The sequence below is a fragment of the Gandjariella thermophila genome (assembly GCF_005405885.1).
GTDB classification, from domain to species: Bacteria; Actinomycetota; Actinomycetes; order Mycobacteriales; family Pseudonocardiaceae; genus Gandjariella; species Gandjariella thermophila.
The window spans coordinates 19,479-31,196 of the sequence record NZ_BJFL01000047.1; the positions used below are offsets into that span (position 1 = coordinate 19,479).

An 11,718-nucleotide genomic window follows, 5' to 3' on the forward strand; every position below is an offset into this window, starting at 1 on the left:
CCATCGGCTGGGGACACGCCGCCGCGCCGCTCGCCGAGGTCGCGGTCAGCCGGCCCGCTTGGCCTCGCGCCGCCGGCCCAGCGAGTCCAGCACCAGGCCGGTGCCGATGCCGAGCAGCCAGGAGTCCTTGGCCAGCGGCAGGCCCTGCTGGGTCGGCTTCAGGCTGCCCTGCTCCCGCATGCCCGGCACCCGCAGGTACAGGCCGACCAGGCCGCCGGAGAACGCGGACAGCGCGAGCGCCACCAGGCCGGTGGGCAGTACCGGCACGAGCAGCGCCACGCCCAGCGCGATCTCCGTGGTGGACAGCAGCTTCACGAACTGCGTCGGCTCCATGGAGCCGAGGAACGGGTAGGCCTCGGCGGCCATGCCGTGCAGCGACTTGGCGGTCTCCTCGTCCGCGTTGCGCTTGCTCAACCCGGAGTTGAGGATGAAGGCGCCCGCCGCCAACCTGCCCGGGAGGTGGCGGATCTTGATGGGCGATCGCATGGTGAGCTGCCTCCTCGCGTGGAACGTCCTTGACCGGTCCGCACCGGACCGGCCGCTATCGATCTGCCGACGCTAATCGTCGGGCCGGTCCCGCGCAGCCGCGGGGCTTGGGGAGCATCGTGATCATCACCTCTGGGGGCCTGTTCCGGAACTGGACGTACCTGCGATGACGACCATAGGAACGCGCCGGGGCGAGTTCGGGAACAGGCACTGCGGGTTTCGGCACCCATGCCAGGGGTACCTAGGTGGTGCGACCGACCATGGATCTCCCTCCGGTCCGCCCCGACAACTCGACTCCGAGAGCCGTTTATGCGCACTGTCGGAAACCTGTCAACGCGATCGGAACGCCGCCGGCCGCGGATTCTCGTGGTGGGCACCGGGTTCGCCGGCTACCACTGCCTGCGCCGGCTGGAGAAGCTGCTTCCCGAGGACGCCGCCGAACTGGTCGCGGTCAACCCGGCCGACTACATGCTCTACGTGCCGCTGCTGCCCGAGGTGGCCGCCGGCATCCTGGACCCGCGTCAGGTCGCCGTGCCGGTACGCGGCAAACTGCGCCGCACCCGGTTCCTGCTCGGTACCGTCACCAGCGTCGACGTGGCCGAGCGGACCTGTACCATGGTCGACACCGAGGGCGACGAGCGCTGCGTGGACTGGGACTACCTGGTGCTGGCCTGCGGCGCGGTGACCCGGCTGCTGTCCATCCCTGGGGTGGCCGAGCACGCCAAGGGCTTCAAGTCGATCGCGGAGAGCATCTACCTGCGCGACCATGTGCTGCGCCAGCTCGAGCTGGCCGAGCAGACCGACGATCCCGATGAGCGGGCCGCCCGGACCACCTTCGTCGTGGTCGGCGCCGGCTACACCGGCACCGAGGTGGTCACCCAGGGCCAGCTGCTCACCCGGGACGCCCTGCCGCACTACCCGGGCCTGGCCGACACCGGTGCCCGCTGGATCCTCATCGACGTGGCCGACCGGGTGCTGCCCGGGCTCAACGAGCGGCTGTCCGGCCCGGCGCTGAAGGTGCTCCGCCGGCGCGGCGTGGACGTGCGGCTTTCGACCAGCGTCAGCGAGGTGACCCCGACCTGCGCCCGGCTCACCGACGGCAGCGAGATCCCCACGCACACCGTGGTGTGGTGCGTCGGCGTGCGCCCCGACCCGCTGATCGGCGCGCTCAACCTGGAGACCACCAAGGGCCGGCTGACCGTGGACGAGTACCTGACCGTGCCCGGCCACGAACGGATGTACGCCATCGGCGACGCGGCCGCCGTCCCCGACCTCACCCGCCCCGGGGAAATCACGCCGATGACCGCGCAGCACGCGCAGCGGCAGGGCAAGGCCGCCGCGCGCAACCTCGCTGCGGCACTCGGCTACGGCGGGCGGCGCCCGTACAGGCACCGCGACCTGGGATTCACCGTTGACCTCGGCGGCATGCAGGCCGTGGCCGACCCGCTGCACGTGCCGATCACCGGACCGGTGGCCAAGGCCATCACCCGGGCCTACTACCTGCTCGTGCTGCCGTGGGGCCGGCTGCGGGTGCTCGCCGACTGGATCACCGAGGCGCTCGGGCCGCGCCGGCTGGTGGAGTTCGGGCTGGTCCCGGAGAGGGGCATCAGCCTCACCGAGGCCGACCGGCTGCCCGCGATCCACGGCGCGTCCCCGGCCATCCAGCAGGACGGCCGGCAGCCGGCCGGTGAGGAGGCTCGGGGCGAGCAGGAGTCGACCGCCCGGCGCGGCTGACCGATGCGCGCATCCCCGGCCCGCTCCGCCCTGGTTAGGCCCCGGCCGGCGGGGAACCCCGCGGTCGTAGGTCTGACCAGGCGGAGGAAAGGAGCAGGGATGGCTACCGCACGAGAGGTCATGACGCGCGAGTGCCGGTGCGTCGGGGAGCACCAGACCCTGGCCGAGGCGGCCCGCATGATGCGCGACCTCAACGTGGGCGCGCTGCCCATCTGCGGCGACGACGACCGGCTCAAGGGCATGCTCACCGACCGGGACATCGTGGTGCGCTGCATCGCCGAGAACGGCGACCCGGCCGAGACGGCCGCCGGCGCCCTGGCCAGGGGCAAGCCGATCTGCGTGGACGCGGACACGCCGATGGAGCAGGTGATGGACATCATGTCGCGGCACCAGATCCGGCGCGTTCCGGTGATCGAGAACAAGCGGCTGGTGGGCATCATCTCCCAGGCCGACGTGGCCCGGCAGGTCCCGGAGCAGCGGACCGGCAAGGTGGTCGAGGAGATCTCCGCCAACCGCTGACGACCACGCTGGCGCGGGGCGGCGGGCGACGGCGACCTGCTGCCCCGGCCCGTGTCAGCGGGCGGTGAACCGGGCCAGCCGCTGCGGCGTCGGCCAGCGCACCCGGTAGACCCAGCCGAGCCGCTCGAAGATCCAGATCAGCCGGGCGGAGATGTCGATCTGACCGGGCCGGACGCCGTGCCGGGCGCAGGTCGGGTCGGCGTGGTGCAGGTTGTGCCAGGACTCGCCCATGCTGAGGACGGCGAGCGGCCAGAAGTTCGCCGACCGGTCCCTGGTCGTGAACGGCCGGTCGCCGATCATGTGGCAGATCGAGTTCACCGACCAGGTCACGTGGTGCAGCAGCGCGACGCGGACCAGGCCGGCCCAGAAGAACCCGGTCAGCGCGCCCCACCACGTGCCGGCGATCACCCCGCCGATCACCGCCGGCAGGCCGAGGGTGGCCAGGGTCAGCGGCCCGAACAGCCGGTGCACCAGCCGGATGTCCCGGTCGGCCAGCAGGTCCGGCGCGAACCGCTGCTGGTTGGTCAGGTTGCGGTCCAGCAGCCAGCCCATGTGCGCATGCCAGAACCCTCGGGCCAGCGCGGCGGGGGAGGTGCCGAACAGCCAGGGGGAGTGCGGGTCGCCCTCCCGGTCGGAGAAGGCGTGGTGCCGGCGGTGGTCGGCCACCCAGTGCAGGATCGGTCCCTGCACCGCCATGCTGCCCACCACGGCGAGCGCGATCCGCAGTGGGCGCCTGGCCTTGAACGAGCCGTGCGTGAAGTAGCGGTGGAAGCCGACGGTCACGCCCAGGCAGGTGACGGTGTACCAGGCGGCTGCCTGCACCACGTCCGCCCAACCGAGTCCCCAGCCCCAGGCGGCGGGAACCGCGACCAGCAACGCGAGCAGGGGCAGCACGATGAAGGCGTAGACGGCGGTCTGCGCGGCCAGCGTGCGCCTGCCCGCGAGCAGGGGCCGTGGCCCGCGTGCCTCGTCCGGTCGCCTCGTTTCGGGCACCGCTGCGATCATGACCAAACCCTCGATCCGGTGGAGCCTCGTTCCGCTCGGGCCTCGGGTCCAGGTGTACCGGGCCAGGGCGCACGGGCCGCCACGCGCCGACGAACCGGATGCCAATGAACCATGAACTTCGGGCCGCGCGCACGCCGACCGACCCGGTCGGGCGGCCGCGGGCCGGTTGATCGGCGATTTTCGTACCGTCCGTACACGATCGTTCTCGGACCGGATAGATGACATTGCCGCGAATCAGCATCGGGTCAAGGAAGCCGTTGACATTGTTGCGAGAAGGTTTCTAACGTCGGAGCACCCCCGACTACAAACCGGCGTTCCGTGGCCCCACCGCGGGCGCTGAAAACAACCCCGAAGAGGTGGGCACCATGCGCAAGGCGGGCGCCCTCGTCAACATGGCCGTTCCCCCGGCGGCCAGCCGCGTCGCGCTGCTGCGCGGTGTCGTGCTGGAAGCGGCATGGACAATCGCACAGGTCGCGCTGTTTCCCATCGGATTCCGCGACGAACGTACCGATCTCGGTGCCCCGGACATTGTCGACGAGCCCCCAGGAAACGCCGCGTCTCCTCCGCGGGACGCCGCGGAGATCGACGCGAGGCAGATACCGATTCTGCTGGTGCACGGATTCGCGTGTAACCGCGCCGTCTTCACGCTGCTCCGCAGGGGGCTGCGCAGGAGAGGATTCGGTCACCTGGTGGCGATGAACTACAGCCCGCTGACCACCGAGGTGCGGCTGGCCGCCGAGGCGCTGGCCAAGCGGGTGGAGCAGGTTTGTGCGGAGACCGGCGCGCCGAAGGTGCACGTGGTGGGGCACAGCCTCGGCGGCCTGATCGGCCGCTACTACGTGCAGCGCCTGGGCGGCGACCGGCGGGTGGACACGCTGTTCACCCTGGGCACCCCGCACCAGGGCACCTTCGTGGCGCGGTTGCTGACCTGCCACCCGCTGGTGCGCCAGCTCCGCCCGGACAGCGAGCTGATCCGGGAACTGGCCGAGCCGGCACCGGGCTGCCGGACGCGGTTCGTCGCCTTCTACAGCGACGTGGACCAGCTCGTCGTCCCGGCGACGCACGCCTGCGTCAACCACCCCGACCTCACCGCGCGGAACGTGCTGGTGCGCGGCGTCTTCCACAACACGCTCTCGGTGAACAGCGACGTGATGGAGGTGATCTACGCCGAGCTGGGCGCCGGTGCGCCCGCCGACGCCGGCCGGTGACCACGGCCCGTGCCGGTACCAGCCCGCCGGGTTGACGCGGCGGTCCTCCGGGGTTGACGCGCCGGCCCTCCGGGTACGCCAGGAACATGACCAGCAGCGGCAAGGACCCGGGCACACCGCCTCAGGACACCGGCCAGCCCGACCAGATCGAACGTGATCCCGCCGCGCTGAACAGCGGCGAGGACCTCGACGAGGACCGGCTGCGGGTGGACCCGCTGGAGGAGGGCGTCGAGCCCCCCGAGCGGTGGACCGCCGCGGACCGGTTCGGCACCACCCCGTTCGAGGAACACCACGGCGAGGCGCTGGACGAGCGGTTGGCCGAGGAGGAACCCGACGTGGACGCCGGCCCGGCTCCGGAGCGGCCGGTGTCCGCGACCCCGCTGCATGACCTCGACGAGACCATCGACGAGGAGGTGCCCGGCACCGAGCAGGAGCCGGACGAGAGCTTCGAGGTCGGCCGGCGCCGTGCCGAGCCCACCCAGCTTCCCGAGGCGGCCCGCCGCGGCCAGTCCGCGGAGGAGGCCGGCGGTTCGGTGGCCGACACCATGCGCACCCCGGAGGAGCCCCCGGAGTAGGAGATCAGTTCGTCGCGGGGGTGGACGTGGTGCCGCGCACGATGAGCTGCGTTTCCAGGTCGACCTGGCTGATCTCGGTGCGGTCCGAGGCGATGTGCTCGAGCAGCAGGTCCACCGCGAGCCGGCCGGCCTGGCCCAGCGGCATGGCGACGGTGGTCAGCGGCGGAGAGCACAGCGAGGCGAACACCAGGTCGTCGAAGCCGGTGACGCTGACCGCCTCGGGGACCGGGATGCCGCGGTCGCGCAGCCGGGCCAGCACGCCCAGCGCCATGATGTCGTTGTAGGCGATGATCGCGGTGACGTCCGCGGCCACGGCCAGGTCGGCGGCCTGCAGCCCGCCCTCGTAGCGGGGCGGGAACGGGCCCAGCTCGACCAGTTCGACGCCGTGCTGGGTGGCCGCCGCGCGCAGCCCTCGCCGCCGTTCCCGGTTGGACCAGGACGTGCGCGGCCCGTGCAGGTAGCCGCACCGGCGGTGGCCCAGCGCCACCAGGTGCTCCAGTACCTGGCGCATGCCGGCGGCGCTGTTCATCAGCGCGGCGGAGATCCCGCGCAGCCGGCGGTTGAGCAGCACCAGGGAGGTGTCCTCGGCGATCGCGTAGAGCTGATCGTCGTCCAGCGCGGGCGCGGCGAGCACGATGCCGTCCACCTGCTTGGCCATCGCCCGCACCAGCATCGCCTCGGCGGTGGGGTCCTCGTCGCTGTCGCTGACGAACACCGCGTAGTCGGCCTGCCGCGCGCGCGCCTGCAGACCCTTGAGCACCCCGGTGAAGAAGGGATTCTCCAGGTCTGGCACGACGATGCCGATGTTGCCGGTGCGCCCGGTGATCAGGCTGCGGGCGGCGCGGTTCGGCTGGTAGCCCAACTCCGCGGCGACGGCGAGCACCCGATCCCGGGTGGCCGGCCGGACCAGGTCGGGGGCGCTGAGCGCCCGGGAGACGGTTGCCACCGACACCTCCGCCTGACGCGCCACATCACGGATGGTCACCGCCACGACAGCCCTCTTTTCCGCGCGTTCGCGAGGCCGAAGCGCACGGTCGCTCCGCGTGCCGCGCCTTGACAGCGTCATTCGGACGCCTCCCCGTTCCGGAACGGCTCGATGGTACCTAGCCGTGTAACCGTCTTCAGCGAATTGGTCGTGACGCGCGTCGCCGGTGGTGCCGCCGCCCGCGCGGCGGCACCACCGGCGCACCGAACCGTCGCTAGCCGCGGCAGGACGCCGTGGAGTCGGTGTTGCTCACCCGCAGCGGGTGGCCCTTCACGACAGAAAACCTTTACATCACGGTGGCTCGCCAAAGCCGGGGCTGGCAGGGGCACCGTCAAGCGTCCGGGGCCGCCACCCGGCGGCCCCGGACGCGGATTGCCGACGGCTCAGGCGGGCACCTCGTCGGTGCGCCGCTGCCAGGCCCGGTGGTGGGCCATCTCGGTGGCCAGCGCGTCGACGAACCCGCCGGGCACAGTGCCGTCGGTGGCCGCGGCGGTCACCACGCCCTGCTCGACCCGGACGCCCTCACCGTCGCCCGGCGCGCCGACCCCCTCCAGTCCGGCCCGCCGCAGCAGCTCGACGCCGTCCCCGTAGGCGGCGACGGGCTTGGCGTGCTTGTAGGCCTCGGTGAGGTAGTGCTTGGCATAGCCGTCGTGGGCGAGGGTGCGCACGCTGTCCGCACCACGCGGCACCACCACCGCGTCGTAGAGCACCGACGCCATGGTGTTCAGCGCCCGGTCCGCGGTCAGCTCGGTGCCGTCCGCCGCGCGCACCGGCCCGTCCGCCGGCGCCAGCAGCTCGGGCACGGCACCCTGCTGCCTCAGCCCGTCGACCAGGCTGCGCACCGCCTCGCCGTCCACGCCGTCGGCCACCAGGACCGCCACCTTGCGGGTCGCCCCGGTCTCCATGGCGGTGTTGAGCTGGCTCAGCGCGGGGGAGCGGCGGCCGTGGTTGGGCCGGACATCGCGCTCCGGCGGCGGCACGCCGATGCCCGCGGCGACCCGCCGGGCCAGCCCGTGGTCGACGTTGTTGAGGTGGTCGACCACGGCGTGCCGGATTGGCTTGTGCTCCACCTTGCCCAGCTCGAAGCGGAACGCCGCGACGATGTGCTCCTGTTCCACCTCGGACATGCTGTTCCAGAACAGCGTGGCCTGGCCGTAGAAGTCCTTGAAGCTCTCGCTCCGCTTGCGGACCTTGTGGCCCTCCACCTTCTCCTGGTAATGCCGGAACACTCCCTCGTCGGCGACGGCCGGGCAGCCGCCGCCGAGGCTGTTCTTGAAGTAGCTGGTCCGTCCACGGTGGACGTGGTGCTGGCCGTAGCCGTCGCGCTGGTTGTGGGTGACCGGCGCGACCGGCCGGTTCACCGGCAGCTGCGCGAAGTTCGGCCCGCCCAGCCGGATCAGCTGGGTGTCCAGGTAGGAGAAGTTGCGTGCCTGCAGGAGCGGGTCGTTGGTGAAGTCGATGCCCGGCACCACGTTCGCGGTGTGGAAGGCGACCTGCTCGGTCTCCGCGAAGAAGTTGTCCGGGTTGCGGTTCAGGGTCATCTTCCCGACCGGCCGGACCGGCACCTCCTCCTCCGGGATGATCTTGGTGGCGTCCAGCAGGTCGAAGTCGAAGGAGTGCTCGTCCTCCTCGGGCACCAGTTGCACGCCCAGTTCGTACTCCGGGTACTGGCCGGCCTCGATCGCGTCCCACAGGTCGCGCCGGTTGTAGTCCGGGTCCTTGCCGGCGATCTTCTGGCACTCGTCCCAGACCAGCGAGTGCACGCCCAGCAGCGGCTTCCAGTGGAACTTCACGAACGTGCCCCGGCCCTCGGCGTTGACCAGCCGGAAGGTGTGCACGCCGAAGCCCTGCATCATCCGGTAGCTGCGCGGCAGCGCCCGGTCGGACATCAGCCACATCACCATGTGCATGGTCTCCGGCTGCAGGGCCACGAAGTCCCAGAACGTGTCGTGCGCGGACTGGGCCTGCGGGATCTCGTTGTGCGGCTCCGGTTTCACCGCGTGGACGAAGTCGGGGAACTTGATGCCGTCCTGGATGAAGAACACCGGCATGTTGTTCCCGACCAGGTCGTAGTTGCCCTGCCGGGTGTAGAACTTGGTGGCGAACCCGCGCACGTCGCGCACGGTGTCCGCGGACCCGCGCGAGCCGGCCACCGTGGAGAACCGGACGAACACCGGCGTGGTGACGTTCGGGTCGCGCAGGAACTCCGCGACCGTGTACTCGGCCAGCCAGTCGTCGTACGGCCGGAACTCGCCGTAGGCGCCGGCCCCGCGGGCGTGCACCACCCGCTCCGGGATTCGTTCGTGGTCGAAGTGAGTGATCTTCTCCCGGGCGTGGAAGTCCTCCAGCAGGGTGGGGCCGCGCTCGCCCACGGTGAGGGCGTCATCGGTGTGGTCGACCCGCACGCCCTGCTGGGTGGTCAGGGCGGAGTTCTCCAGGTTCACCCGTACGGATTCCAGCTGCTGGTCCTTGGGGTCCGATCCGGTCGGCCCGCGCCGCTCCTCGGGCGTTGGCGACATGTGTGCCTCCGTGCCGTGCGATCGTCTGTTGCCTCCGCCCCTCGGGCTACCCGGGGTGGATGCACGGAAACCGGCCCGCCGTCGAGGAGTCGACAGCGGGCCGTACCGCTCCGGCTGCCTATGGGGTCCTGCCGGCGGCGGGTGACAGGCGGCCGGAGCGCGCGCTGAGGCCGCTTGCCCGGTCACTCGGATTCCTCGCTGGCCTCCCGTTGCTGGATCGCTTCCTCCTCCGGCCGGCCGGGTGCCCGGCGCACGTCGGGATCGTCGTCGGCCGGCGGCTCCGGGTCGCGCCACTCCTCCGCCCGGGATGTGCGGTTACCGCGCAGCGTGCCCTCCAGCTCCCGCGCCAGCTCGTCGTCGGTCCGCGGACCGTGCTTGCCGCTTCCGCGTTCCACGGTTCCTCCCCGAATCCTGATCTGCTTGCCTTAGGGGTACCGCAGCAGCGCGCCCATGCCGTCCTGGAGCGGGTCCGGCACGCCGTCGCGCACGATCAGCACCTCCGCTCCGACGGCGGCCGCGGCCAGCGGCAGCGCCTCGTCGGCCCGCCGCTCGGCCGGCTCGGGCACGCCCTGCGCGCGCAGCTGCTCGGCGTCCACGGCGAGCTGGGCCGCCTCGGCGCCGGCACGCACGGTGCGCTCGCCGATGGCCGCGTCGGTCACCAGCAGCGTGGCCACCTTGCCCTCGCGCAGCGCCGCGGTCACCGGAACCAGTCCGTGCACCGCCTGCCCGCGGCCACTGCCCAGCTCGGCGTTGAACCGCTCGACGGTGCCCCGGTCTCGGGCGCGGGCCCGCTCGGCCACCAGGCGGCGGGCCTCCCGCTCCACGGCCTCGCCGTCCGCGCCAGGTGCCCGGCCGCCGGACTCCACCTCGACGGCGATCTGCCGGCAGGCCTCCGGCAGCGCGCGGTGCACCGCGCTGCGCCCCTGCACCTCGCCGGCCAGCACGACCAGTTCGGCGCCCACCTTGCCGGCCAAATCGCCGATCTCGCCGGCCACCTCGGTGGCGTTCTCCCGAACCGTCTCGTCGACGCGGCGCTGCACCTGGCGCTGGTTCCAGCCGCCCACGCTGGTCCGGTGCAGCGGGTGGCGCTCACCCTGCACGGTGGGGGAGGCGGCGAGATCGCCGGTGCCGTGGTAGGCGCGCAGGTCGGCGCCTGCCCGGTCGACCACGGCGACCACGTGCGGGATCGCCGGCTCCGCGTGCTCGACCAGTGGCATGAGGTACGGCAGCGGGGAGTACCGGAGCACGGCCGGATCGGGCGGCGCCGGCAGCGGGACGTCGATGAGCACCCGGTCACCGGCGGCGACGAGCGCGCGCCCGGCACGGCCGACCGCGGCCGGCGCCGCCCGCATGGCGTCGTCCAGCGCGGCCACCGTGGCGTCGCCGGCACCCTGGGCGGCCAGTTCGTCACGCATGCCGCGCCAGCGCAGCTCGACCTCGTGCGGCGCGTCCTCGGTGTCGTGCGAGGCGTCCAGGTACATGGAGGCGAACGGACCCGCCGCGGAAAGCAGCCCGCGCACGGCGGTCATGTCCACTCACTCCACCTCCTCCCGTTCGGGTCCGCCGTCGTCCCGCCTGGACTACCCGGCCCAGCGGTCGATCATTCCCGGGGGAGGGCCGGCGCGGTACCCTCGCGGCCGGCGTGGCTTGGTGCGTGGCGGTTACCGGGCCCGGGCGTGCTGCAGGCGTTCCTGGCGCAGCGTTTCGGTTTCCTCCAGCGACAGCGGGTCGAGGGTGCGGCCGGTGGCCCAGGTCAGCAGCAGGTCCGCCAGGTCAGGGTTGCGGGCCAGCACCGGCCCGTGCAGGTAGGTTCCGACGATCCGGCCCTGCACCACGCCTTCGGCCCCGTCGAAGCCGTTGCCGATGCCGGTGACCACCCGGCCCAGCGGCGCGGCGCCCGGACCGAGCTGGGTGGCGCCACCGTGGTTCTCGAACCCGGTCAGCGAGCGGATGCCCAGGCCGGGTGCCGGCTCCACCACGATCTCGCCGATCGCCCGCCGGGACAGCGGCCGGGTGATCGCGTCGAAGAGCCCGAGTCCGGAGTGCATGGCGCCGTCCGTGCCAGCGAAGCTGGTGCCCAGGATCTGGAACCCGGCGCACACGGCCAGTACCACGGCACCGCGACCGACCGCCTGCTGCAGCCCGGGGTGGGCCTGCAGCCACCGCACCGCGGCGAGTTGGGCGATGTCCTCGCCGCCGCCGATGACGTAGATGTCACAGTCCGCCGGCACCGGGGTGTCCCCGCTCACCTCGATCATCTCGGCGTCGATGCTGCGCCAGCGCAGCCGCTGCACCAGCACCGTGGCGTTACCGCGGTCGCCGTAGGTGCCCAGCAACTCCGGCAGCACCAGCGCCACCCGCACTCGGGACGGCTGCGACATCACACGCTCCTCGTGGCCAGGGCCCGAAAGGCCGTGTAGTTGGCGATCACTTCGGTGCCTTCCCCCGCGGCCGCGACCGCGGCCACCGGATCGGGGACAAGTTCGTGTCGCACGTCCGCGTAGTGGAGGCGGACGGCGAGGTCGGTGGCGCGTTCTCCGCTGGCGATCACGTGCCGGCCGCGGAGGAGTTCGAAGCGCACGTCCCACAGCCAGGAGGTGTCGAACCCGTCGGCCTCGCGGGCGTTGACCGCGATGACCAGGGGTCGTTGGTGGTCGGCGATGACGGAGAGCATTTCCTGCCAGCCG

The 11,718-nt window shown here is 72.3% G+C and carries 12 protein-coding genes; 4 read left to right on the plus strand and 8 right to left on the minus strand.

The window, feature by feature from the left end; all coding sequences use genetic code 11:
- Positions 1-45: 45 nt before the first annotated feature.
- Positions 46-486, minus strand: coding sequence for a hypothetical protein (locus tag FFT21_RS25725; RefSeq protein WP_137816508.1), 441 nt, complete (start codon positions 484-486; stop codon positions 46-48).
- Between the two features lie 309 nt (positions 487-795).
- Here FFT21_RS25725 and FFT21_RS25730 point away from each other — a divergent pair, with 309 nt between their 5' ends.
- On the plus strand, positions 796-2,220 hold the full coding sequence (locus FFT21_RS25730; protein WP_137816509.1) for an NAD(P)/FAD-dependent oxidoreductase: 1,425 nt from the start codon (positions 796-798) through the stop codon (positions 2,218-2,220).
- Positions 2,221-2,319: 99 nt separating this feature from the next.
- The gene (locus tag FFT21_RS25735) at positions 2,320-2,739 is read left to right on the plus strand and encodes a CBS domain-containing protein (RefSeq protein WP_137816510.1); all 420 of its coding nucleotides are present in this window, start codon (positions 2,320-2,322) and stop codon (positions 2,737-2,739) included.
- Between the two features lie 54 nt (positions 2,740-2,793).
- Here FFT21_RS25735 and FFT21_RS25740 read toward each other — a convergent pair whose 3' ends face one another.
- Positions 2,794-3,744, minus strand: coding sequence for an acyl-CoA desaturase (locus FFT21_RS25740; protein ID WP_137816511.1), 951 nt, complete (start codon positions 3,742-3,744; stop codon positions 2,794-2,796).
- Positions 3,745-4,109: 365 nt separating this feature from the next.
- Between FFT21_RS25740 and FFT21_RS25745 the strand changes: the two genes are divergently transcribed.
- Together FFT21_RS25745 and FFT21_RS25750 are read left to right on the plus strand one after the other, a co-directional pair.
- Positions 4,110-4,952, plus strand: a complete 843-nt coding sequence (locus FFT21_RS25745; protein ID WP_225978764.1) for a lipase family alpha/beta hydrolase — start codon at positions 4,110-4,112, stop codon at positions 4,950-4,952.
- An 86-nt stretch (positions 4,953-5,038) separates the two neighbouring features.
- On the plus strand, positions 5,039-5,527 hold the full coding sequence (locus FFT21_RS25750) for a hypothetical protein (RefSeq protein ID WP_137816512.1): 489 nt from the start codon (positions 5,039-5,041) through the stop codon (positions 5,525-5,527).
- Positions 5,528-5,531: 4 nt separating this feature from the next.
- Here FFT21_RS25750 and FFT21_RS25755 read toward each other — a convergent pair whose 3' ends face one another.
- From FFT21_RS25755 to FFT21_RS25780, 6 genes are all read right to left on the minus strand, one after another.
- On the minus strand, positions 5,532-6,473 hold the full coding sequence (locus FFT21_RS25755; RefSeq protein ID WP_371856864.1) for a LacI family DNA-binding transcriptional regulator: 942 nt from the start codon (positions 6,471-6,473) through the stop codon (positions 5,532-5,534).
- Between the two features lie 422 nt (positions 6,474-6,895).
- Entirely contained in the window at positions 6,896-9,031 is a 2,136-nt protein-coding gene (locus FFT21_RS25760) for a catalase (RefSeq protein ID WP_137816514.1), read from the minus strand.
- Between the two features lie 182 nt (positions 9,032-9,213).
- Complete coding sequence (locus tag FFT21_RS25765; protein WP_137816515.1) at positions 9,214-9,426, minus strand: hypothetical protein; 213 nt, start codon at positions 9,424-9,426, stop codon at positions 9,214-9,216.
- Positions 9,427-9,456: 30 nt separating this feature from the next.
- Complete coding sequence (locus FFT21_RS25770; protein WP_137816516.1) at positions 9,457-10,560, minus strand: Rv2629 family ribosome hibernation factor; 1,104 nt, start codon at positions 10,558-10,560, stop codon at positions 9,457-9,459.
- Positions 10,561-10,692: 132 nt separating this feature from the next.
- Complete coding sequence (locus tag FFT21_RS25775) at positions 10,693-11,412, minus strand: type 1 glutamine amidotransferase (RefSeq protein ID WP_137816517.1); 720 nt, start codon at positions 11,410-11,412, stop codon at positions 10,693-10,695.
- The coding region (locus FFT21_RS25780) for a DUF1727 domain-containing protein (protein ID WP_137816518.1) at positions 11,412-11,718 on the minus strand (307 nt) is incomplete at its 5' end. The genes FFT21_RS25775 and FFT21_RS25780, both read right to left, overlap by 1 nt.